Consider the following 23,694-nt stretch of genomic DNA (forward strand, 5'->3'; position numbering starts at 1 on the left):
CCTTACTAAAAATGGGGAATGGGGCCATTTAAATCGACAAGTATTTCTCTTGGCTTAGCCCCATTTTCCGGACCAACAATTCCTTTTTCTTCTAAAAGGTCCATCACCCAAGCAGCTCTATTATACCCTAGCCGAAGTCTTCTTTGAAGGAGGGAAGTGCTGGCTCTTTTTTCTTGCCAAATAATTTCAAGACATTTTTGGATTAGTTCTCGATCACTCTCAGAAATTTCCAATTCTTTGGTTTCATTATCAATAGCGTTTTGAACTTGAGGGATAGTCGAAGAAGGATAGAGGCTTTTTATATGCTCGACCACCTCATAGACTTCCTCTTCAGATACATAAGCTCCTTGGCCTCGGATCATTTTAGAAGTGGCTGGAGGGAGAAATAGGAAATCTCCTTTTCCAATAAGATTTTCGGCTCCATTTTCGTCAAGAATCACTCGAGAATCAAGGGAACTGGCAACTTGAAAAGCGATACGCGAGGGTATATTGGCTTTGATTACCCCAGTGATCACTTCTCTTCGCGGAGTTTGAGTGGCAACGATAAGATGGATACCAGCGGCTCTAGCTTTTGCAGAAAGTCGTGCTATTGCCACTTCGACTTCAGCAGGGGTCGTCTGCATCAAATCAGCCAGTTCATCAATCACAACCACAATCCAGGGGAGTTTTTCTTTTTTTTCTTCTTCTTCTTTAATAGTCGAAGTCGTGCGCTCTAATTTTGAGTTGTAAGCAATGATATTCCTAGTTCCAGCTTCAGCCAGCAAGCCATAACGCCTTTCCATTTCTTGAATGAGCCACTTCAGTCCGTTAAGAACTTTTTTAGAATCAATGATCACAGGTACAATTAAATGGGCGATTCCATTATAGGCCTGAAGTTCAACTTGTTTTGGATCGACAAGAATGATTCTAAGATCGGATGGACCAAACTTGTAAAGCAAACTCAGCAATATCGAATTAAGGCATACCGATTTGCCTGAGCCAGTGGCTCCAGCAATAAGAAGATGAGGCATCTCGAACAGATCAGCAATAAGAGCTTCTCCATAGACATTTTTCCCTAGGGCTAAGGGAATCTTTGCTTTGGAATTATTCCAATCTGGACTTTCTAGGATATCTCTTAGAAAAACTGGAATTTTCTTTGCATTAGGTAATTCCACTCCCACGCTATCTTTTCCTGGGATCGGTGCCAAAATATTGACTCTTTCTGCGCGCATAGAGCGGGCTATGTCTCTTTGAAGATTTTTGATTCTATCAACTCTCACTCCTGCAGCTGGATAAAGTTCAAAGCGTGTAATTGTAGGTCCATAAGTGATCGCTCCAGGATTCACTTCAATACCAAAACTCGCTAAAGTTTCAATGAGAAGTTGAGCCTGATTGCGTAGTTCAGATTCTGGTACAGCGACTTTCCCAAGATAGGGATTTTGCCGGAGGAGAGAAATTGGAGGAGAAGCATAGGTAGAGGACTCAGCAGAGAGTTTTTCTGGTTTTGAGCTCTCCTTGGAAGGATTTTTGAGGATAGTAGAAGTCGACTTTTCTTTTGCTCCCAAAGATGGGGAGAAAATAAGAGGATCGTTCTTTGAATCATTCTTAGGGGATTCAAAGGAATTTGAGGTTGATGTATTTTGGTTTTCTCCCTCTTTTTCTTTGTTACCAAATAAATTCATTTTTTTAAACAGCGAAGGCTTCTGTTGCGGTATGGGATTATTGTCCAAGTCCTTGGAGTTGCCAATGATTCCAGAAATCCCAGAGGTATCGTTTTTTCTGCGAAATAGGCTGTCGACACATAAAGGAGGAGGGGACTGTTTTTTTAAAACTTTTTCTATTTCTTTCTCTTCTTTCCTTAGCTTCTTATGAGCGAGTTCTAACTGACCAGATAGCCCTTTTTGCTGCAGAAGGGCTTCTTGATGTGCTTCTATTTTTTCTTTCAGATAAATGGCCAGTCTAATCAAACTTCTTACCGGCTCTGTTTCATACAAAAGCACAAAGAAAAGGATCAGCAATATGATGAGCAAGACTAAACTTCCAGGTTCGCCTAAGAAACGAACGAGTAAGAGGCGCTTCGCTATATCCCCAATGAGGCCACCTGGAGTAAAAATTTCCCGATTTTGTTCTGTAATTTTACCAAGCAACGGCTGCAATTCCAAAAGGGCTGCAATGGAGGAGAGTAGCAAAAAACTTAATGGGATTTTTTTCCACCAGCAGATTTTAGCATGGATTCCTAGGGCTATTCCAGCAGTAATCAAAAGAACTGGCACAGTGTAAGCCCCAAAACCAAAAAACATAAAGAGGAAAAAAGCCGTGTACGCTCCTAGTGGACCTACCGCATTGGAGGTCGCTGTTTTAGGTGGCCATTGATTAAAAGCAATATCCGTTGCATGAAAAGAAGCCAAACTTAGGATGAGTAAAATGGCTGCTCCAAAACAAACAATACTAAAGATTTCAAACAATATAGAATTGCGTTCCGTAAACATAATCTTAGTTTTAAGATCAAGAGGTATCGATGATGCTTAAAACCAATACCATCCTTGTCAGTTTACAATATCAAAAAATAATTAAAAAAAAGAATTCATTTTTCTTCTTGTTGAAGAACATTTTTTTTATTAATCAAAAAGCTTAATATAAATTCGTTATTATAATTAGTATTCCTTAGGAGAAAATTCTTCAACTTAAAAAGGAGATCGACCATGGCTTATCAATTACCACCATTACCTTATGCTTTGGATGCTTTAGAACCTCATATTAATACCATGACCATGGATTGTCATTATAATGGACATCATAAAGCTTATGTACAGAACTTAAATAAAGCCTTAGCTGATTATCCTGACTTTCAGAGGAAAAGGCCTGAAGAATTACTTATGGCCTTAGATTCTATCCCTCAAAATATAAGAACAGCTGTAAGAAATAATGGAGGGGGCCATGTTAATCACAGTTTTTTTTGGAGAATAATGGCTCCAAATGCTGGAGGCAAACCTACGGGGAAACTCTACGAAGACATTCTATCTCAATTTGGGAGCTTCGAAGCTTTTCAGGAAAAATTTGAGGCTGCAGGCCTTGCTCGTTTTGGAAGTGGTTGGGTATGGTTAGTTGTGAATAAAGAAGGGAAGCTGGAAGTCCTCTCTACTCCCAATCAGGATAATCCTCTTTCTGATGGAAACCAGCCATTTTTTGGCTGTGATGTGTGGGAGCATGCGTATTATCTCAAATATCAATTCCGGAGAGGGGAGTGGCTCAAAGCTTTTTGGAATGTGGTGAATTGGAAAGCGGTCGAAGAGTTCTATTCGCAGGCATTAGCAAAAAACCTTTCCTTTTGCCCATAGGCTTAAAATGATTCGGTCTTATCGCTATGTACGATAAGATCAGCTAAAAGCCCTAAGCCTCCATAACAAACTGATTCAATCGCTGAGAGATTTCTCGATTGAATGGCATAGGCGCAGGCGAAGATGTGAAAATCTTTGGAAGCAGCGAGAAGGGATTTGATCTCTCTAACCCCTTCGTCCAGACAGAAAATATAGATTTGATGTCCTTTCTCTTTATAGAAAAAGAGTTTTTTAAGAAATTCTTCGTATTTTTGACTCTGTCTAGAGACTGTAAGAATAAGAGTCAGCGTCGAAGCCATGAGGTAATGTAAAATAAAAAAGATGATATTCCAATAAGACTGATGGGCAAGTTATAGTTTTTGAGTTTGAATAGGTATCTAAAAGATGCTCCAGTTGTACAATTGAAAACAGATGAAAACAACAAAAAAGCTTGAAGGCTCTCTTTTTTTTTAAATTTTTGAAGCATGGAAAAAGAATGATCTGCAGTCGGTTTATGCTTCTTTTTACAGTCAGTCCTTTGCTTTTAGCTTTTTGGATCAGAGGAGAGGAAAAGGTTGGCTCTATTGATTTGGTAGGGAAATTGCCAGAACAGCATCTTTTGGTAGAAGTTGTATGGAAACCAAAAGACCTTGCTCGGGGTTTGATGTATCGGGAAAGCCTACCTGAAAATCAAGGTATGCTTTTTGTTTTGCCTTTTGAACAAAAAGCTGTTTTTTGGATGAAGAACACTCGTATACCTTTATCTATAGCGTATATGGATAATAGAGGAAAGATCCTTGAGATCTATTCGATGAAACCTTTTGATCTGACACCTATCCCTAGTCAATCCTCATTTGTCAAATTCGCATTAGAAGTAAACGAAGGATGGTTTGAAAGACATAAGCTTTTACCGGGTGATCAACTAACTCCAAAGGATACAACTTGGGAGAAACTGCTTCTTCTTTTGAAAAATTGACTATTTATCTTATGAAAATATTTGCTGATTATCATATGCATCCCCAAGGGCATAAATTACAACCCTACACCTTTAAACTTCTTGATCCTTGGGCAGAATCTTGTTTCCAAAAAGGGGTGGTAGATTTTTGCTTTACCGATCATGATAGGTATAGAGAAGGGATCGATTTTCAAGTGTTCGACCAATGGAAACAGAAATTTCCAACCCTTAATGTTCGCTTAGGGATAGAAAGGGACAACGATCCGGTCAGCGGGCATTCAGGCTTGATTTGGGTAAAAGAAAATTGGGAAAAACTCGATTTTGTCCTTGGATCTGTGCATTTTATTGGAGACTGGCCTTTCGACAGAAATGGTTTTGAAGATGGTTTTTCAAAGAGACCTATCGAAGATATTTATCGAGATTATGTAAAAAATTTACTGCAATTGATTGATCAAGGTTTTATCGATTCGGTGGCCCATTTGGATTTGATAAAAATTTTTAATTATAGACCTAAAGGAAAAATAGTGGATTATTTCGAACCTGTTTTGGAAAAAATCAAAGAAAAAGATCTTTGTTTAGAGATTAATACAGCAGGTTGGAGAAAACCTGTAAAAGAGCAGTATCCAGCCGAAGAAATTCTTTTTAAGGCCGTGGAAATGAAAATTCCTATTTCTATTGGTTCAGATGCGCATTCATGGCTGGAAGTAGGAAAGGGGTTCTCTGAACTTTTACCGTTGATGAATAAACTGGGGATTAAAGAATTTGCAGTTTTTCGATCCCATACTAGACAAATGGTGGCAGTGAGCTAGAGGATAAAGGCTTGCTCTTACTCCTTGGAAGGATGCATTCTCATGAGGCTTTTTTTTAAACGGAGATAAACTAAGGTCTTAGAAAAGGGAAATTTATCGATTTGCTTTTTTCCTACAAATCATTCGTAATGATTTGAAAAGGAGTGAGGGGACATCCTTATAGCCTAACTTTGGCCTGAAAGCTAATGTGTTGTAGTTTATTTTTTTAATCTTATCAAGAATGGTTTTCCCACCATACCAGGTTAATGCAATTTCTAGCTTTAAGGGCCATTCAAGGGTATCAATCAAAACTTTTCCTTTATCAAAAAGCTCCTCAGTACGCTTGACTTGAAAAGAGAGCAAGTCTCTGAAATTGGAACTAAAATGCCTAGCGAATAGTTCGGCTTCGCTAACCTTGTATTGTTCCATTTCGTCTTTAGGCAAATAGATTCTGTTTTTTTTAAGGTCTATAGAGATGTCCTGCCAAAAATTGGCGAGCTGAAGAGCCGTACATATAAAATCTGAACTAAGCAGTTGCAAATCGGTCGTTTGACGGTGAAGATAAAGAACGAGTCTTCCAATTGGATTGGCACTTTTTTTGCAATAATCCAATACTTCTTCAAAATTTTTATATCGATCTTTTAGGACATCTTGCTTGAAGGCATCTAGAAGATCTGTAAAAAGGTTTAGGGGCAGTTGAAATTTTTCAATGGTGTCGTGGAGAGCTAAGAAAACAGGATTTTTAGCACAAAGCTTGGGATCAAGTAGATAGGCACGCCATGTATCTAAGCTATCCAGCCTTTTTTTTCTTTTTTGCTCATCCTCCCTTTCTTTCTCATTTAATGAGTATCCTTCATCGGCATAATCATCAGCGATTCGTGAAAAGGCATAGATAGCATGGACATGAGGGGCAAGATTTTTAGCAACAAGAAGACCGACAGGAAAGTTTTCGTAGTGAGAAGCAATATGTTTACAATAAGAATAGGCTTCGGTAAGATTCATCCAATTTCGCGGGAAACCCCGACGTTCAGGCCGGAGAGGGATAGCGCGGCGGCATGAGCCGCCCCTGTTCCCGCAACTCCTTTCTCCAATGCTATCTTGGTCCACGACTATCCATAAGCGTATAGAGAGACGGGGTGAACTGCTTCCCATTCCCAGGGCTTCCCCTCCATCCGGCTTTCGCCGGTGACGGAGTCGGGTTGGCGTTCTCGACTCGCTCCCCTCGGGAATGTGCGCGACCGGCTATCTGCGCGCGCAGGAAAAGAGAACCGTTGGCGCTTTGCCTTTCGCCAGCATGATCCCCTCCTTCCAGAGCCCCAGACTGAGGAAGCATCCCGGAGTGGGTCTGGTCTTGCCTATCGTTCACGTAGTTACTTCTTTGCATTGCCACGGCCCCGTAACGTTCCTTGGTCAACCCGACTTGTAGTTACCTACAAGCTCCTCCCATTTAAGGATGGATTGTTGACGAAAATTTTCTTTATTACATTGCTTTTTAATAAAAAAATAACTCAAAAACAATCGTTTTTTGAAGAAACATCGATACTTTCAGCTAATAAATAGGTATTTTTATATTTGATTAACAATCAAAAATCCTAAAATAGCCTTTTAGGCATCTACATATGAATTATTTTGGTCTGACAGGAGGTATTGGCTGTGGAAAAACGACTTTGTCTAGTTGGCTTATGAAAGAAGGTTTTGAGATTATCGATACGGATCGAATCGCACAAGAGCTTCTTCAGCCGGGAAGAGAAAATTGGAAAAAAGTAGTTGACGAGTTTGGGAAAGAAATCTTAAATAATGATAATACAATAAATCGTAGGTTATTAGGCCAACTGGTTTTTCAGAATCCGAAGTTGTTGGAAACATTAAATAGATTAACGCATCCTTCAATACGCCAACAGTGGAAAATAAAAGTTATTGAAGCCAAAAAAAGCGATCCGAGGAAACGTATAATTGTTGTTATACCACTTTTGTTCGAGGAAAAACTCGAAAAAGAATTTGATAAGGTCTTGTGTGTTGGCTGTTCTCCATCGGTACAGTTCAAAAGACTTTTGGATAGAGGATTGATTTCAAGGGAAATAAGAATGAGGATTGAAAGTCAATGGCCTTTGGAAAAGAAAATGGAAAATAGTGACTTTGTTTTTTGGAATGATGGTTCCATTCATTTGCTTCATGATCAGGCTCGTATGTTTTTGGACCAGCTTCGATCATATAATGCAGGCTGTTCATAATTTTCTTTTGTGAAATTTTCGAATAAAGCGGGTCAAAGAATCTAAAAACCCTATTCAATCAACAATGTAAACCTGAGGATTGTTTAATTCAGTGTTGTTACAATAATTTAAAATGAGAGCATCAAAAAAAAATCATTCAGAGGGTGAGCCGATGAAAGCGCAGGAAACTTTTGATTCTAACAACGATATGCCTTCTTCTATGAAGGCCGAAAATGAAGAAGGAAAGAAAATTCAAGAATATTCTGAACAAAAAGAAGAACATATGGAAATTAAAAAATCTATTCAAGAGACAATAACTCAAACGAAAAATAATGGAATGGAGGAATCTGTAAGCTTAGGTCCTACGCTGGATCTGAGTAAGCTTCAACAGTTATCCTTTTCAGAGCTGCAGATTAAAGCTGCAGAATACCAGATTGAAAATCCTGGGTTAATGAGAAAGCATGAGGTAATTTTTGAAATCTTGCGGCGCAATGCGCAAAGAAATGGGGCGATTTACGGAGGAGGGGTTTTGGAGATATTACCCGAAGGATATGGATTTTTAAGATCTGAGGCATACAACTATTTCCCTTGTCAAGAGGATGTGTATGTTTCTCCTGCTTTAATCCGAAAATATGGGTTGAAGAAAGGCAATTTGGTTTCTGGACCTATTCGACCGCCTAAGGAAAAAGAACGGTATTTTTCACTGCTCCAAGTTGAAAAAATTGAGAATGAGGAACCCGAAAAGATTCGTGGTAGAATTATTTTTGACAATTTAACACCAATTTTCCCGAATAGAAGAATCTTTTTGGAGGGTAAAAGTGGAGATCTTTCCATGCGAGTCATGGATCTGATCACTCCCATTGGATTTGGTCAAAGAGGCTTAATCGTTGCTCCTCCAAGAACAGGTAAAACAGTTTTGATTCAGAAAATAGCCAATGCCATTACTGAAAATCATCCTGAAGCCCATCTTATCGTCCTGCTTGTTGATGAACGGCCTGAAGAAGTAACTGACATGGAAAGATCGGTAAAAGGAGAGGTTATTAGTTCCACTTTTGATGAAACTCCCGATAGACACGTACAGGTGGCCGAAATGGTTATAGAAAGGGCGAAAAGAATGGCCGAAAATAAGATTGATGTGGTGATTCTTTTGGATTCTTTGACAAGACTTGCTCGGGCTTATAATACGCTACAACCGCATAGTGGCAAAATTTTAACTGGAGGAGTCGATGCCAATGCTCTTCAAAAGCCTAGGCGTTTTTTTGCAACAGCAAGAAATCTTGAGGAAGGCGGCAGCGTTACCATTATTGCAACCGCGCTGATTGATACAGGCTCAAAGATGGACGATGTTATTTTCGAAGAATTCAAAGGAACCGGAAATATGGAATTACATCTGGATAGAGCACTTGTCGATAAAAGAATTTATCCAGCGATCAACATTCCTAAATCTGGGACCCGTAGAGAAGAACTACTCTATCATCCAGATGAGCTTGTAAGGATTCATGTGCTCCGTAGAGCCTTATCGTCGGTCCCTCCGATAGAAGCCATGGAATTATTACTCGAAAGACTGAAAAAGACTAAAAATAACGTTGAATTTCTTCTTTCGATGAATCTTAAGGATTAAGAGCTATCAGCTATCATTTTCCCTTTTCCATAATAAGACTGATAGAATTAATGCATGATGCTTGTTTAGAAACGATACACAAGCGCACTTTGCTTACGCAAGCCATTGCACACCCTTGTGCTTTTAGATCTGCCTTTGATCTGAAAAACTCGCCGCAAACCTCTTCCTGAAGGAAGAGGATAAGGCGCGTCATTCCGGTGTTCTCTGCCCCTCGACATACTGTCTGATAAAGGACAGCGGAGCGCCCCCACTGCTCCCGGTGAAATAACCTGGGGGACCAGAGAGGTCCACCTAAGAGCTTTCGGCGAATTTGCCTAAAGTATTTCTTTCGAATCAGGCGGCTGGCCCCCCCTTTTTAGACTGTTCATCACCATGTCTATAGCCACTTTGGGTGGATAGATCACCAAAAGGAGCCCGTGTGGTTATCTTCTCCATTAACTTCCAACCATTCGGATCCAAAATCTTTATAGACAGAGTCTATAAACTGGCACAGGTCTTTCAAAATCTCTTTGGGGATCCCTCCGTGCTGATATTTAGTAACAAAGACCAAATGGACATGAAGGTTATATACGCAAGTGTCACCACCTGTAGGGCTTTCGTTTGACTTTGTCATAAACCAAGTAAAGACTAAAAATAATTGAAAATTCTCTAGGCATTTCGATTCCGTTTGGAACCTATCACCGAACCAGACCTGCGTCTCCCCCCGTTACCGGGGAGGGGTGCGGTGGGTCTGGAACAAAGCGCTGGCCTTGCAAAAGCAGCTGGAGGCCGACTACCTTTTGCTCTCGTATTACGAGCATGCCTGGTCTCTGGCACTCTGGAGACACAGTGAGGAATATGGTTGTTTATACAACGCCCCTACGTTCCCTTTACAATGGACGCTCAAGTTCCTGGATCAGGCAATCCAGGCGGTGTTTGACAAGTTCCCCCCCAGCACGGTTCCAGCGGCGTGAAAAGCAACTGGCTTGGGAAATACGGAAGCTGTCGCAGAAGAAAGGGTTCTTGCACAACTAGCAGATACAGAAGGCCAGCCTTCAGCCTCTTCAGGTGTCTATCGTGAATGCCCGTCGGGATTTTCTGTATAAGACTTCCACGGACATCAGCAAAACCCACGCGATTGGGTTGGTGGAGGATTTGTCGATCGAGAAGATGAGGCGGTCAGCAAGGAGACAAGGGAGAATCTAGGGAGGAACGGGTAGGCGAAGAGTGGGTTGAACAAATCGATCCTGGAACAAGGGGGGGTATGTTTCTAAGGTTTTTGGGCTACAAGCTCCATTGGTTGGGCGGGTTGGCTGTGGGCCGTACCGGCCCCATACACGAGCTAGAATGAGACCCCTGGTAGCAGGAAAGCATCCTCTGCCTTTAGGCGGGGGAGGAGGTCAAGGTGAAATCAACTTAAAAAAGCATCTATTGAGTTTTGAGTGAAGAAAAGAAAACAAATATATCTATCTGATAGTCTTTCTTGTCTTGCAAAAGAAGGATAAAAATTCAATTGATTGGAGCTTTTCTTAACAAAATTTTTTTCGTTAAGCTACGCTATGTATTTTAAAGAAAGGGGAGGGGCATATCCTTGAAGGTCCTTGTCACAGGCGGTGCAGGATATATTGGTAGTATATGTGTGGAGAGATTGATAGATCGTGGCTATCAAGTCATTGTCCTTGATAATCTTTCAGAGGGACATATCAAAGCCGTAGAATCAAGAGCCTTATTTATCAAAGGGGATATTGCTGATCGGAATCTGCTTTTATCTATCTTCATGAATGAAAAGCCTCAGGCTGTGATCCATTTTGCTGCCAAGGCCTTAGTTGCAGAATCGATGAGGGATCCTTCCTTATATTTTCAAAATAACGTGGCTTATGGAATCAATCTTTTAGATGCCATGGTAGCGTATGGGTTAAAGAGAATAGTCTTTTCTTCCACTTGTTCAATCTATGGCTCGGTTACAAAAGTGCCCATTGACGAAAATTTTCCGGCAAATCCAGAAAATCCGTATGGGGAATCCAAATTTCTATTTGAAAAAATTCTTGAATGGTACCGGAAGATTCATGGGATCAGTCCTGTTATTTTTAGATATTTTAATGCAGCCGGAGCAACTCTTTACCATGGAGAACATCACAGGAAGGAGACTCATTTGATCCCTAGAATTTTACAAGCGGCTTTGGGTATATTATCGAAGGTAGAGATTTATGGTGTTGACTATCCGACTGCTGATGGCTCTGCGATTAGAGATTATATCCATGTAGTAGATCTTGTTGATGCGCATATTAAAGCTTTGGAAAATCCGTTTGAAGGAGTGTTTAATTTAGGTAGTGCAAAAGGCTACTCTGTGCTTGAGGTTATAGAAGCTGCTCGAGCGATTACGGCAATGCCTATTCCTGCTGTAGTGTGTTCTCGTCGTACTGGTGACCCCCCAATTCTTGTGGCTAATTTCAGAAAAGCTTTTGAAACATTTGGTTGGAAGCCAAACTATGATCTAAATGCAATCATTCAAAGCGCATGGTCATGGCATAAATCCCACCCTCGAGGCTACGAGTAATTCTTATCTTGTTTTAGGATCGAGTTTATCTCTTAACCATTCGCCAAAAACATTCAATGACCAAAGGGTAAGACTTAAGTATAGTCCTGGAAAGAAAAGAAGCCACCAAGATATCTTGACGGGATTGATTGCATTTGCTCCGTCAGATAAAAGACTTCCTAGACTAGAGGAAGGAGGTTCAACTCCTAGTCCTAAAAAACTCAAAAAAGATTCTTCCAGAATGACTGTTGGAATGGTCAACGTCAGATAAACAATCACAAGGCCTGCGATATTGGGAAAAATATGTTTAAGAAGTATCTTAAAACTGTTTTGTCCTAGAACTTTTGCGGCTTGTACAAAAAGAGATTCTTTTAAGATCAATACACGGCTTCGAACAACCCTTGCCATTGTGAGCCATTCGACAAAACCCAGTCCTACTAGAAGAAGGATAATACGCGAGTAGGGAAGCAGCGATTCCAAGTGGCTATGAAATAGAAAAGTGCGTAGAGGATTTTCAAATATGGCTATGAGTACGATGACAAAAACCAACACAGGTAAGGAATAAAGAAGATCGACAAGCTGCATCATCATCCTGTCAATTTTTCCGCCAGCATAGGCGGCAATGGATCCATAAGCGACCCCTATAAAAAGACTAATCAAAGAACCACTGAAGCCCACTCCGAAAGAAATTCTTGCTCCGAAAAGGATTCTGATAAACAGATCCCGTCCATGGATATCAGTTCCGAATATATGTTGAAGGCTAGGCGGCAGTAAGATTTCGTTTGTTGTTTTATAGAGAGATTGAGGATAAAACCAAGGACCGATAAGAGACAAAAGGACCAATAAAAAAAATAAAGAGAATGTTATAAAGGGAAACCCATTTTTCCCTTTTTTTATTCCAAAACAATTCTTTTGTCGAACAGGAGGCATAGCATATCGGCCAGGAGATTAAACAAGATGAGTAAAAGAGAATATACGAGTGTGACGCCGCTTACTAGAAAAACATCTCTATTGAGCACTCCATCGACAAAAAAAGAACCCATACCACTGATCCCAAAAATCTGTTCGATAACCATCGATCCTGTCAGCAAATTAGCGGCTAAAGGCCCACTGTAGGCAATTATGGGACTGGCTGCTGCTTTTAAGCCATGCACAAAGAGAATGGATGATTCGGTCAATCCTTTGGCTTTAGCAGTCCGTATATAGTCGGAATGAAGTACTTCAAGCATTGCACTTCTAGTTAATCGGGAAACCACGCACCCATAAGGAATACCAAGGCAGAAAGCAGGGAGGATGATTTTTTCTATTGATCCCCAGCCAGCGGGGGGAAGGAGTCTCAAAAGGATTGCAAACACCAGCACGCAAATAGGAGCAAGCACAAAACTTGGAATTGAAATTCCCATTAGAGTGATCCCTTGAGTAATCTTGTCAAAAGGTTTATTCCAAAAAAAAGCGCTTAAACAACCACTGCTAATACCAAAGGCAAGGGCTAAAGCAAAAGAGCAACCCCCAAGGGTTATCGAAACAGGTAGAGTTTGACCAATGATTTCGTTTACTGAGCGATTGCGATACCTGGTAGAAAGCATTAAGTCGCCATGACAAAGGTTCAATAGGTAATTTTTGTACTGTTCGAGTAGTGATCCACTAAGCTTATAACGGGCTTCAAGATTTCGAAGAATAGCAGGAGAAATATTCCTTTCGGCACTAAAGGGATTGCCTGGAGCGAGTCTGACAAGAAAAAAGGTTAGAGATATAATTCCAAAAAGCACAAAAAGAGAAGAGAGAATACGTCTGACAAAATATATAAACATTGATGGAGAACTTTTCAATTGGAGACCACAGAATCTTTTTGATTCAACACCTAGAACTATGAGTCTGTATTTGTTTCTTTGTCAAGTTCTTCAATGAGACGTAATACTCGGTCTCCTCTATCTAATGAATTATCGATTTTAAAAGTCAACCGTGGTGTAAATTTGCTTTGCAATCTTTTTCCAATCCACTTTTGCCATTCGTTTCGGTGCCTATTTAAAATCATAAGCAAGTTTTCCTCAGGGATGGAGGCATCAAAAAGGCTCACAAAAATGGAAGCTTCTTTAAGATCAGCGGAAGTTTCTACGGCAGATATAGTTAACACTAAGCCTTCGAGTTCTACTTCTCGTTGAAAGCACCAAGATAACTCTCGACGAATGACTTCCGAAACCCTAATCGCTCTTGTTGTCATCGGATCAATCTCAATGGCTCTAATATAGAATTATAAACTTTGTGGCACCTTTTCCAATTGATAACATTGAATAATATCATCAGGCTCATAATCATTGAAATTTCCTAGACGAATACCACATTCAAACCCCATCCTCACTTCTGATACTTCATCTTGAAAGCGCTTCAGCGAAAGAATTTCACCATCGTATATGGGCTGTTTACCCCGTAAAACTCTAGCTAATCCACCTCGAATAATCCGTCCAGATTGGACCATACAACCTGCTACTTTGTATTTAGACAATTCAAAGACTTTCTTGACTATGGCTGTGCCGACAATAGACTCTCGTAGTTCAGGTTCTAGAAGACCAGACATTGCTTCTTTGACTTGGTCAACTAGTTCATAAATAACACTGAAAAGCTTAATTTGAACTCCTTCTCTTTTTGCCAACGCAGCTGCAGCAGAGTCAGTTTTTGTATTAAATCCGATGACAAGTCCACCGGCAGCCTTTGCTAGAAGGATATCAGATTCTGAAATGGAACCCACGCCAGAATGAATGATGTCTAAATCGACTTTTTGACTGGAGATTTTTTTCAATTGACCAATGAGAGCTTCCAGTGAGCCTTGAACATCGGCTTTAAGAACAATATTCAAAGTCTTTTTTTGACCTTCTTCAATTGCCTGGAAGATGTTTTCTAGAGTGACTTTAGGTGTAAGAGAGGCTTCTCGGTCTTTCTTAAGGGCTTCGATTCTTTCCTGAACTATTTCTTTTACCTTCTTTTCATCCTTTTCAACGACCAATTCTTCTCCAGGGAGAGGGGCTCCGTTGAGACCAAGAATCTTGACGGGCATAGAAGGGAATGCCTCTTTGAGGTTCTTCCCGGTATCATCAATAAGAGCTCGGACTTTCCCATAATAAATCCCACAAAGAACAATATCTCCGACTTTTAGATGACCCGATTGGATAATCACTGTGGCCGTTGGCCCCCTGCCTTTTTCTATCTGCGATTCGATCACCCTAGCTTTGGCATTGCCTTCATAATTGGCTTTTAATTCAAGGATTTCAGCTTGAAGTAAAATCATATCGAGGAGGTTGTCGATACCAATTTTTTTGATAGCTGAGACTTCACAAAAAATGGTATCTCCCCCATATTCCTCGGGAACAAGACCGATCTCTTGAAGTTGAGATTTTACCCGTAGAGGATTAGCTCCTGGCAGGTCTATTTTGTTTATAGCAACGATAATAGGAACTTTGGCGTTGCGGGCATGATTAATGGCTTCTAAGGTTTGAGGCATGACTCCATCATCGGCAGCTACAACTAAAACCACAATATCAGTGATCGAAGCTCCGCGGGCACGCATAGCTGTGAAAGCTTCATGTCCAGGAGTATCAATAAATGTTATGGATCGTCCATCTTTAACCACTGTATAAGCACCAATATGTTGGGTTATTCCACCGGCTTCTCCTGCCGCAACTTTTGTTTGTCTTATGGCATCAAGTAGCGAAGTCTTCCCATGATCCACATGCCCCATGAAAGTTACTACAGGCGCTCTTAATTTAATATTAGATACGGGTTGGGGGGGTGGGGTTTGAGCCTTTGGCTTGACTAAGGGTGCTGCATGAACTTGTGCATGCCGTTCCTTTTTGTCAGTCTGTATAATTATTCCAAGTCTCTGACATACTCCCTGAATGACCCCTTCGTCTAGCAACTGGGTCATGGAAGCGAATATGTTCATTTCCATCAAATGGTGAATAAGCTGAAAAGGTTTGATTCCAATCAAGGCAGCTAATTCTTTTACTGAGACTGGCCCTTTGATAGCAATCACGCGCTTTTCCCCTTCCTTGGGGGCGGTTTGCTTAGATGCTTCTAGAACTGGAATAGCTTTATTGTTTTCTTTCTCTAGAGGAGGAAGAATGGATAGAGAAGAATCTTTTTTGTCTTCTTTTTTGGTTTTTTCTTTTCTCTCTTCTGCATCCACGGTAGTGGCAACCACTGCTTTAGGTTTTTTTTCTTTTGCAGTCAATGAAAAATCAGCCTCCTTGGTGGACTTCTTAGGTTTGTCTAAAGAAAGTCTATTGGGCGAATTGCTAGCAAACGATTTTATTTCATTTGTTGGTGAACATTTTTTCGAATTCATGTATATACTATTAAATTTTCTTTAGTTTATGATTTCAATTTGTTTTTCCTGCCAAGTGAGCTGCTTCTTTTAAGCGATGGATCAACTGCGGATCCAGTTCAGGAAGAGCAGACATAAGGTCTTCTTCTTCACTTTCAGCCACAGCTTCAGGATTAATAAAGCCTGCTCTTACTATTTGTTCAGCCACGCTTTGATCAATAGAAAGCGTAGAAGCCATCTCTTCAGCGGCTTTGGTAAGCTTTTGTGTGAAATTATCCACGGCTTCTGATGGCTCTTTGACAACGTCTATATCCCAGCCCACAATTTTGGATGCAAGCCAAATATTTTTCCCTTTTCTGCCAAGCGCTATTGAATAATTTTCTTCATCCACTGTTACTTTTACCCGATGGTGCTCTTGATCCACTTCCACTTTTTTTACTTTTGCGGGTTTCAAAGCTTCAATAGTTAGTTCTTCTACATTGGGTGACCATTTGAATAAATCGATCTTTTCGCTATGCAACTCTCTGACAATATTTTTTACACGTGCTCCCCGGACACCGACACAGGAACCGACAGGATCTATTTTAGGATTGTTTGTCCAAACGGCAATTTTTGTGCGAAATCCAGGTTCTCTAGCAATGGCTTTTACTTCGACAATTTTATCTGCTACTTCACTGACCTCTAATTCAAGAAGGCGTAATATGAAATTAGGATGGCTCCGAGACAAAATAATCATAGGACCATGGGGAGTGTCTTCTACGGAAAGTACATAAGCCTTGATTCTTTCCCCAACAACGTACTCTTCTGTAGGTACTCTTTCTTTAGCAGGCATTACGCCTTCATATCTTCCCAAGTCTATTATTACATCGGATCTCTCTATTCTTCGGATGGTGCCGCTAACAATATTGTTAATGCGATCTTTAAATTCTGACAGAACCATTTTTCTTTCTATGCCTTTGAGGGCTTGGTTGATAGTCTGTTTAAAAACTTGAGCTGCAATTCTGCCAAAATCTTTCGGAGTCACTTCCACTTCAATCAGATCTCCAAGCTTGACATTTGGATCGATTTCTTTTGCTCTTTTGATGGAAATTTGATCATGGCTGTTCTGGACTTTTTCAACAACTTCGAGTTTGGCTCGAACATTGATTCGTCCAGTTTTAGGATGGATCTCTACCCTAAGATCCCTGGCAGGTCCAATGCTTTTTTTTGCGGCCGCCAATAAAGCTGACTGCATCGCTTCGATGAACACCTGCCTATTGATCCCTTTTTCCTTTTCCATGTATTCCATGATAGCTAGGACTTCCTGATTCATGGCTTTCTCCTTAATTTTAAAGAAAAAAGTGGAAACTTTAACACAGTTTCCACTCTTAAAATCAAAAAAATCAGTGGTGCAATAATTTACTCTTATCGTTCTCTATGGTCAAGATTTGATTTTCTTTCTTTCTCTTTCTATAAAAGATTCTTATTTTAAAAAAAAATATAAAAAAAAAATATATAGGGGTGACTACTAAGAATCAAAAAAAATCAATTCTTGAGTCGGCTAATCGACTTGGCATTATTGCTGGCCGGGGTGTTTATCCATTGCTTGTGGCAAAAGGAGCAAAAAGATCCGGAGTAGAGAAGATTTTCTCGGTCTGTTTTGTGTCCGAAACAGATCATCAGATGGAAACTCTTTCGACTGCAGTGGAATGGATTCGGGTTGGTCAGCTTTCTAAATTAATTCAATTTTTCAAAAAAAATGAAGTCAACACAGCAATCATGGCTGGAGGGATAGCTCCATCCCATCTTTTTGAATTAAGACCTGATCTGCGAGCTATTTTGCTTTTAGCAAAACTAAAGGAAAGAAATGCGCATACAATTTTTGGTGCTATTGCTCAAGAGCTTGAAAAAAATGGAGTCATTCTTTTAAGTGCCACTACTTTTTTGGAAGACCAATTAGCCCCTTCTGGACAATTTGGAGGTCCCCAAATTAAAAAAAGATATTGGGAGGATGTTGAGTTTGGGTTTAGAATCGCCAAAGAAATCGCAAGGCTTGATATAGGTCAATCGGTTGTGGTTAAAAATGGGACGGTGCTATCGGTTGAGGCATTTGAAGGAACTGATGAGGCCATGAAAAGGGGCGGAGAATTGGGAAGAGGGAGTGCCATGCTAGTGAAAGTTAGTAAGCCTAATCAAGATTTTAGGTTTGATGTTCCTGTTATAGGGATCAAGACGATTGAGTCAGCCCAACGTTTTGGCATTGGTACCATTGTGTGCGAATCAGCAAAGACACTTATTTTGGAGAAGGAAAAGGTAGTAAGTTTAGCCGATCAGACTAAAATAAGTCTGATTGGATTTCCATAGGATGAATTATGAGCCCGATCAAACTTGGCGTCATTGGCATAGGGCATATCGGCAAACATCATGCTCGGATATATGCCCAGATGGATGGAGTCCATTATGTGGGATGTTTTGATATTAAAAAGGATGCGGCAGGAAGACTTGCAGAAGCCATTGGTGGAAAAGTCTTTGAGTCTCTAGAGGAACTATTAAAAGAAGTGGATGCAGTTTCGATAGCTACCCCGACTTCTACTCATTTCACTATTGGTTCAAAATGTTTAGAAGCTGGTGTTCATGTGCTAATTGAAAAACCGATTACTGATAGCCTACTGGAGGCAAAATTGCTTGTGGAAATTGCCAAAAAAAATGATGTCATTTTACAAGTAGGCCATGTGGAAAGATATAATCCTGCTTTTAGAGTTCTCGAAGGATATTTGAGTCAACCTCGATTTATCGAATGCCACAGGCTCTGTCCCTATCCAGGAAGAAATACTGAGCTTGGAGTCGTACTGGATCTTATGATCCATGACTTGGAGGCAATACTGCATCTGGTGCATTCCGAAGTTCAGTCAGTTGATGCGGTGGGAGTTTCTGTTTTAAGCCTTACAGAAGACATTGCCAATGCAAGAATCAAATTTAAAAATGGGGCTATTGCTAACATAACCACTAGTCGGATAAGCCCTGAAAAAATGCGAAAAATTAGGATTTTTCAAGACGACGCTTACATTTCGTTAAACTATCTTGAGCAAAAAGGCGAAATCTATCGAAAGCGGGATCATGGCATCGAATGCCTACCCATGCCTATTGAAAAAGGGGAGCCTTTATTCTTTGAATTGCGATCTTTTATTGACTGTATCTATTCCAAAGATTCTCCTCTTGTTGGCGGGAAGGAAGCGGTTGAAGCCCTCAAATTAGCAGTAGAAATCACAGAAATCATTCGCTCGAATAAAGTGAATTGACAAGACAAAACAATGATGCAAGTCAAACCATCCAAAAAAAAGTTTTTGTTGGTTGCTGGAGAAACAAGTGGAGATCTTTACGGAGCCCTGCTGATTGAAGCACTTCGAAAGTCTTTTCCAGAAGCCGTTTTTTTAGGAGTGGGAGGATCAAGGATGGCGGCTGCTGGACAGATACAACTTTATGAACTTTCTAAATTGGCTGTTGTGGGACTCGTAGAAGTCATCAAAAATTTAGCTGAAATCAGAAAGATTTTTAAAGAGCTTTTGCATTGCGCCATTGTTGAAAAACCTGATTGTGTGATTTTAATAGATTATCCTGGCTTTAATCTTCGGTTTGCCTCCAAACTTCGCAAAGAATTACCTACTACTAAGATCGTTTATTATATAAGCCCTCAAGTCTGGGCATGGAATAGCCAAAGAGCAGCACGCTTCCATCAGCTCTTTGATCTTATGGTGGTTATTTTTCCATTTGAGAAGCCATGGTTTGAGAAAAATGCCCCCACCTTGCGAGTGGAATGGGTAGGGCACCCCTTGTTGGATCGGCTGCTTCCTAATCCTTTGCCAAATTCTCAATTTAGTTCTAACAAAATAGCCCTGCTTCCAGGAAGCCGGAGGATGGAAATTATTAGGCATTTGCCCATTCTTTATCAAGTGGCATGGAAGATGGTTATGAAGAACCAGGATTATGAATTTTTATGGATTGCACCCAACGAAGAACTGATCGAACTGGGATTGGCGCATCTTGGAGAAAAACATCTTCCGGAATGGTTGAAGATTCAGATAGGCTATCCACTTTCTCATGTCTCCAGATGTCGATTGGCTATTTTAGCCTCTGGATCAGTATCTTTGGAGTGCGCTATCCTTGGGGTCCCTCAGATCGTTATCTATAAAACCAATCCTTTGACGTATCAAGTGGGTAAAAGGCTTGTTAAAGTCCCTTTCTTGAGTATTGTCAATGTGCTTGCTTCCGAGCAGATTGTGCCAGAATTCGTTCAAGATAATGCACATCCAGATAGAATAGTCCCAATAGCTTTGCGCCTGATGGAAGACGAAGAACTAAGGACTTGGATGAAAAAAAGAATGAAAGAAGTTATCGATTCCCTCGGTTCAACTGGAGCAAGCCAAAAAACAAGTAATCTAATTGTTGATCTGCTTAACGAGGAGAAGAAGGAGCAGCCATTACATCTTAGGAGTTAAACCAGGAAGGCGGGTTAGCAGTTCAGGGGGATCAGCAATTTGATCCTGAAGCTGCCCACAATAAAAAATCCGAATAATGTACCCATAAAACTTTTGGTTTTGAACGGGACGTTCTAATTTGTAATTAATCCGAAGGATTTCTGTTTGGTGTATAGTCCAAGTAGGAAGAGGGTTCTCAAATGAGCTAGTAATTTTGGCATTTGATTGTAAAATAATGCCTTTGTCTATCTCATCATAAATATAAATTTGGTAACGGATCTGTTTGGGATCAATGCGAATGGAAGGATCGGAAAGAAAAATGGGCACCCGCAGAGTGACTTCTTGTCCCCAAGGGGTATTAGAAAGATTACTTTTCTCAACACGTATTTTTTCAAGACTTAACGTCTTGCCCATTGCTTGAATTCCTTTTAGGGCCGAGTGGATAAGAGATGGAGAGGCATTGTCTTTTTTAGACTGACTTCTAAAGGCAGCTACTTTTTGACGGGCTGTTTTATAAAGGGGACTAGAAGAGCTAGATTTGCGATCGAGCTCAGCAATTTTACTCCAGTAGGTATAGGCTCTTTGTCCATCTTTCTGACGTTCAGCTAGTTGAGCTTGTCTGACAAGCACATCGCAATTGAGAGGATCTACTTCTTCGGCGTTGTTTAGAGCATCACGAGCTAGGCTCAATTCTCCTTCTCTTTCAAATCGTTCGGCATCCTTGATAAAGGCATCGAGTTTTTCTTCTTTATTTTCTTCTGCTAAAAAAGAAGCCTCCTTTTTCAATTCTTTGGAGTGAATTACTGGTAAGGCTGGAGGCTTAGGAGAGAGAAAAGAAGGCAACTTAAAAGAATTGTTTGCAGCTGTCAATCGATCTTTTTTTGAAACTTGATTAAAAACATAATGTCTTAACCAGAATATGGAAAGAAGGGAGAACATTTGAAAGAATACGACAAGCACAACCAGCTTAATTGCCCAAGAATAGATAGGAGGTGAGAGGTGTTTATTAGAAACCCTATCTTTTGAAGTAACTTTATCTAGTTGCATGAATTGATCAGGCATTATTTCTAAAAATTAGAAAGATGACAAGCATCTTTTTTTCTTTTCTGTTGTTTCTATAGAATAGAACTAGAGAACAGAACTAGACATTTTAGCAAAAAAATGAATTTATTGGAGTCAATATTACTTGATTTTTTCTTATTAGCTGCTTTAAGGTAAAAAAACAACTCTTTTTGATACAAAAAGAATGAAAAAAGCTATTCCAGAAGTACTCGATCAGTCTCCAACTGATCAGGAGCTCATTCTCCGAATGAAATCGGGTGAATTGGATGCTTTCGATATTTTAGTCGAACGCTATCAAAAAAGATTATATAGGGTCATTTATGGGGTGCTGCTGCACCATGAAGATACAAACGACGTTTTAATGGAAACTTTTATCAAAGCCTACAAAAACATTGGGGGATTTCGAATTGGAGCTTCTTTCTACACATGGATCTATCGTATCGCCATTAATACCGCTATAAGTTTTAAAAGAAAATCGAAATTCAACCCACAACCCTATCCTTATTTTCCAGACGATGAGGAGGGGCAAATGGAAAAGGAATTTGTCGATTACCGTTCGGCAGAGCAAGCGGTACGACAAATGGAAATTAAGGAACTGAACAAGGTTTTGAATGATGCCTTATCTAAGCTTTCCGAAAAGCATCGAGCCGTTGTTGTTCTTTTTGATTTAGAGGAGCTCAGCCATTCGGAAATAGCTAAAATTATGGGATGTTCGGAAGGAACAATTCGTTCTAGATTGTTCTATGCACATAAGCAACTGCAAAAGCTATTGAAAAATGACAACAGCTTCATAAGTTAAAAAATGTGGAAGATGTAGAATGGGAGGCTTGGATATGGAGAGAAAATATCTTCGAACTGTGGATGTAGAAATGAAAAAATGGATAAAAACACACTTAGAGAAACAGACAGAAAAGCTTGCCACTCCAGAATATTTTGAACAAATGCATCAAAATCTTCACAGAAGGCTCCGTGTTGAAATGATCAAAGAAAAGAGTTTTTCAGAAATGTTTTTAGAAAAACTCCAAAGAGTGTTTCTTGTTTGTGATCATAACAGAATGTTCCAAACAGCGGTCGCAGGAAGTTTCCTTTTTGTATTTTTTCTAGGCATTGTGAGTTTCAATCTACTTAAAAACAACAGTAAGGAGATACCAAATTCTTTGATTACAAAGTATGAGTCTCCAAAAATAGAAAAGGTTGAAAAAAGCCAACTTTCACAAGCCCTTTCCCCTTCTGCTCCTCCTCATCTTTCCTTACCATCCAAACAAGAGCTTGAAGTGGAATCTACCAAACTTGCTCCCAATTTCCCCAATTCTAAAGATCCACATTATGTCATTCGTGATGCGTTAACTCATTATGAAGCGATGGTTGCTTTTTAAAGATTCTATTGTGGAGGCCTCATCGGCTTGCCTTTTTTTTTTCTTCCTCGTTTTAGGAAGATTGCCACTGATAGGAGCTGAAAGTCTTTTTGATACTATAGGAAGAGAAGTTAACAAGATTTTTGAAGAGAACAAAAACGCTGTCGTCCGTGTTAGAATAGAGCATAGAAATGGCGGGGAAAGTTTCTGTTCAGGTTTTTTTATAAATTCCGAAGGAGTATTGGTTACAGCACCCGATAGCCAGTTAGCCGATTCGCTGTTTTATGTTGATTACAACGCTCAATGGCATTTAGCCAAGGTTATAGGCATTGATGAGCGAAGTGGAGTAGCTGTTCTTCAAGTTGAAGAGGGTCCCAAACCCTTTCCTTTTCTAAAGCTTGCTTACGGTCAAGAGATCCCTACCGGGACACCTGTTGTAGGCATAGGCTATCCGTATAATCTTCCCGCTTGCCCTTCCTTTGGATTGGTTGTAGGAAAAGATTGCGAATATTTAAACCATTTTTTCCCCACGACCCATTATAGGATTAATACAAAGGTGAATCCCGGCCAGATTGGTGGGCCATTAATTAATTCGAGGGGATTAGTTGTTGGAATGATAACGATGAGTCTAAAAGAAGAAGAATGGAGTTATGCTTTACCAAGCAAAGCAATAAGAAAAGTCGTTGACGATACCACTCGCTATGGGAAGGTACGTTATGGGTGGGTTGGAGTGGCTGTTACCAAAATAGGAAGAGAGGAGGCTGCTGGGAAAGTGGTTGTTGCCCGTCTATTTCCTAATACACCTGTATCTGGTAGTGGGTTAAGGGAAGGGGATATTGTTGTCTCGATCAATGGGAAAAAGATTACTAGCTTGTCAGATGTAATGGATGCATCGTTCTTTGTTTCTGTGGGACAAAAAATACCCGTAAAGGTATTAAGAGATGGTAAGCCAATACAGTTCGAGTTTTTAGTTGGAGAAAGGCCGATTGACGCCCCTTCAGGTTCTACGATTTTACCAAACAATCCTGACGAACTTAAAAAGAATTGGTCACAAAGCCTACCCGTAAGCTCTTCTCCAATGACTGCACCTGTGGAAAAAACAGATAATACACATTAAAGA

The 23,694-nt window shown here is 40.2% G+C and carries 22 protein-coding genes and 1 pseudogene; 12 read left to right on the plus strand and 11 right to left on the minus strand.

From position 1 onward, the window contains the following. Positions 1 to 5: 5 nt before the first annotated feature. Positions 6 to 2,468 (minus strand): FtsK/SpoIIIE family DNA translocase, encoded by a 2,463-nt coding sequence (locus QOL44_RS03155; RefSeq protein ID WP_009060976.1) that lies wholly within the window; start codon positions 2,466 to 2,468, stop codon positions 6 to 8. 213 nt (positions 2,469 to 2,681) lie between these two features. On the opposite strand from QOL44_RS03155, the gene QOL44_RS03160 reads away from it, so the two are divergent. Beyond that, positions 2,682 to 3,317 carry a superoxide dismutase gene (locus tag QOL44_RS03160; RefSeq protein ID WP_009060975.1) on the plus strand — a complete coding sequence of 212 codons (636 nt, stop codon included), beginning with the start codon at positions 2,682 to 2,684 and terminating at the stop codon, positions 3,315 to 3,317. A gap of 2 nt (positions 3,318 to 3,319) precedes the next feature. Here the strand turns inward: QOL44_RS03160 and QOL44_RS03165 are convergent, their stop codons facing one another. Further along, positions 3,320 to 3,616 (minus strand): hypothetical protein, encoded by a 297-nt coding sequence (locus tag QOL44_RS03165; RefSeq protein ID WP_009060973.1) that lies wholly within the window; start codon positions 3,614 to 3,616, stop codon positions 3,320 to 3,322. A 176-nt stretch (positions 3,617 to 3,792) separates the two neighbouring features. Here QOL44_RS03165 and QOL44_RS03170 point away from each other — a divergent pair, with 176 nt between their 5' ends. Together QOL44_RS03170 and QOL44_RS03175 are read left to right on the plus strand one after the other, a co-directional pair. Next, positions 3,793 to 4,272, plus strand: coding sequence for a DUF192 domain-containing protein (locus QOL44_RS03170; protein ID WP_009060971.1), 480 nt, complete (start codon positions 3,793 to 3,795; stop codon positions 4,270 to 4,272). An 11-nt stretch (positions 4,273 to 4,283) separates the two neighbouring features. Continuing rightward, on the plus strand, positions 4,284 to 5,060 hold the full coding sequence (locus QOL44_RS03175) for a histidinol-phosphatase HisJ family protein (protein ID WP_045086952.1): 777 nt from the start codon (positions 4,284 to 4,286) through the stop codon (positions 5,058 to 5,060). Positions 5,061 to 5,153: 93 nt separating this feature from the next. Here the strand turns inward: QOL44_RS03175 and hpnC are convergent, their stop codons facing one another. Both hpnC and QOL44_RS03185 read right to left on the minus strand, forming a co-directional pair. Then, entirely contained in the window at positions 5,154 to 6,041 is an 888-nt protein-coding gene (gene hpnC, locus QOL44_RS03180; protein ID WP_045086705.1) for a squalene synthase HpnC, read from the minus strand. Positions 6,042 to 6,132: 91 nt separating this feature from the next. Further along, positions 6,133 to 6,423 carry a hypothetical protein gene (locus QOL44_RS03185; protein WP_283401202.1) on the minus strand — a complete coding sequence of 97 codons (291 nt, stop codon included), beginning with the start codon at positions 6,421 to 6,423 and terminating at the stop codon, positions 6,133 to 6,135. A gap of 235 nt (positions 6,424 to 6,658) precedes the next feature. On the opposite strand from QOL44_RS03185, the gene coaE reads away from it, so the two are divergent. Next, positions 6,659 to 7,270 (plus strand): dephospho-CoA kinase, encoded by a 612-nt coding sequence (gene coaE, locus QOL44_RS03190; RefSeq protein WP_009060965.1) that lies wholly within the window; start codon positions 6,659 to 6,661, stop codon positions 7,268 to 7,270. A 199-nt stretch (positions 7,271 to 7,469) separates the two neighbouring features. Continuing rightward, entirely contained in the window at positions 7,470 to 8,870 is a 1,401-nt protein-coding gene (gene rho / locus QOL44_RS03195) for a transcription termination factor Rho (RefSeq protein ID WP_045086951.1), read from the plus strand. A 189-nt stretch (positions 8,871 to 9,059) separates the two neighbouring features. Here the strand turns inward: rho and tnpA are convergent. Next, positions 9,060 to 9,483 (minus strand): annotated as a pseudogene (gene tnpA / locus QOL44_RS11230) (IS200/IS605 family transposase). A gap of 957 nt (positions 9,484 to 10,440) precedes the next feature. Here tnpA and galE point away from each other — a divergent pair. Beyond that, positions 10,441 to 11,406 carry a UDP-glucose 4-epimerase GalE gene (gene galE, locus QOL44_RS03200; RefSeq protein ID WP_009060047.1) on the plus strand — a complete coding sequence of 322 codons (966 nt, stop codon included), beginning with the start codon at positions 10,441 to 10,443 and terminating at the stop codon, positions 11,404 to 11,406. A gap of 3 nt (positions 11,407 to 11,409) precedes the next feature. On the opposite strand, the gene QOL44_RS03205 is transcribed toward galE, so the two are convergent. Genes QOL44_RS03205 through nusA form a run of 5 tightly spaced genes read right to left on the minus strand, consistent with a single transcriptional unit; the run spans position 11,410 to position 17,015 of the window. Next, the gene (locus QOL44_RS03205) at positions 11,410 to 12,219 is read right to left on the minus strand and encodes an ABC transporter permease (RefSeq protein WP_244229066.1); all 810 of its coding nucleotides are present in this window, start codon (positions 12,217 to 12,219) and stop codon (positions 11,410 to 11,412) included. A 59-nt stretch (positions 12,220 to 12,278) separates the two neighbouring features. Then, positions 12,279 to 13,196, minus strand: coding sequence for an ABC transporter permease (locus QOL44_RS03210; protein WP_009060051.1), 918 nt, complete (start codon positions 13,194 to 13,196; stop codon positions 12,279 to 12,281). A 56-nt stretch (positions 13,197 to 13,252) separates the two neighbouring features. Then, positions 13,253 to 13,606: a 30S ribosome-binding factor RbfA gene (rbfA, locus tag QOL44_RS03215; RefSeq protein ID WP_009060053.1), complete on the minus strand. Its 354-nt coding sequence runs from the start codon at positions 13,604 to 13,606 to the stop codon at positions 13,253 to 13,255. 30 nt (positions 13,607 to 13,636) lie between these two features. Beyond that, complete coding sequence (infB, locus tag QOL44_RS03220) at positions 13,637 to 15,724, minus strand: translation initiation factor IF-2 (protein ID WP_009060055.1); 2,088 nt, start codon at positions 15,722 to 15,724, stop codon at positions 13,637 to 13,639. 34 nt (positions 15,725 to 15,758) lie between these two features. Beyond that, positions 15,759 to 17,015, minus strand: coding sequence for a transcription termination factor NusA (gene nusA / locus QOL44_RS03225; protein ID WP_009060057.1), 1,257 nt, complete (start codon positions 17,013 to 17,015; stop codon positions 15,759 to 15,761). A gap of 188 nt (positions 17,016 to 17,203) precedes the next feature. Between nusA and QOL44_RS03230 the strand changes: the two genes are divergently transcribed. From QOL44_RS03230 to lpxB, 3 genes are read left to right on the plus strand one after another with little or no spacing between them, the layout of a single operon-like run. Further along, entirely contained in the window at positions 17,204 to 18,046 is an 843-nt protein-coding gene (locus tag QOL44_RS03230) for an LpxI family protein (RefSeq protein WP_009060059.1), read from the plus strand. Between the two features lie 8 nt (positions 18,047 to 18,054). Continuing rightward, entirely contained in the window at positions 18,055 to 18,981 is a 927-nt protein-coding gene (locus QOL44_RS03235; protein WP_009060060.1) for a Gfo/Idh/MocA family protein, read from the plus strand. Positions 18,982 to 18,993: 12 nt separating this feature from the next. Next, positions 18,994 to 20,178, plus strand: a complete 1,185-nt coding sequence (gene lpxB, locus QOL44_RS03240) for a lipid-A-disaccharide synthase (protein ID WP_009060061.1) — start codon at positions 18,994 to 18,996, stop codon at positions 20,176 to 20,178. Here lpxB and QOL44_RS03245 read toward each other — a convergent pair. After that, positions 20,161 to 21,219, minus strand: coding sequence for a tetratricopeptide repeat protein (locus tag QOL44_RS03245; RefSeq protein ID WP_009060062.1), 1,059 nt, complete (start codon positions 21,217 to 21,219; stop codon positions 20,161 to 20,163). The genes lpxB and QOL44_RS03245 overlap by 18 nt on opposite strands. 184 nt (positions 21,220 to 21,403) lie before the next feature. Here QOL44_RS03245 and QOL44_RS03250 point away from each other — a divergent pair, with 184 nt between their 5' ends. Genes QOL44_RS03250 through QOL44_RS03260 form a run of 3 tightly spaced genes read left to right on the plus strand, consistent with a single transcriptional unit; the run spans position 21,404 to position 23,691 of the window. After that, complete coding sequence (locus QOL44_RS03250; protein ID WP_009060063.1) at positions 21,404 to 22,018, plus strand: RNA polymerase sigma factor; 615 nt, start codon at positions 21,404 to 21,406, stop codon at positions 22,016 to 22,018. Between the two features lie 34 nt (positions 22,019 to 22,052). Continuing rightward, positions 22,053 to 22,595 (plus strand): hypothetical protein, encoded by a 543-nt coding sequence (locus QOL44_RS03255; protein WP_134372619.1) that lies wholly within the window; start codon positions 22,053 to 22,055, stop codon positions 22,593 to 22,595. Then, the gene (locus tag QOL44_RS03260; RefSeq protein ID WP_009060065.1) at positions 22,573 to 23,691 is read left to right on the plus strand and encodes a S1C family serine protease; all 1,119 of its coding nucleotides are present in this window, start codon (positions 22,573 to 22,575) and stop codon (positions 23,689 to 23,691) included. Before QOL44_RS03255 ends, QOL44_RS03260 begins: the two co-directional genes overlap by 23 nt. Positions 23,692 to 23,694 lie beyond the last annotated feature (3 nt).

This window comes from Candidatus Methylacidiphilum fumarolicum (assembly GCF_949774925.1).
In the GTDB taxonomy this organism is placed as follows: Bacteria; Verrucomicrobiota; Verrucomicrobiia; order Methylacidiphilales; family Methylacidiphilaceae; genus Methylacidiphilum; species Methylacidiphilum fumarolicum.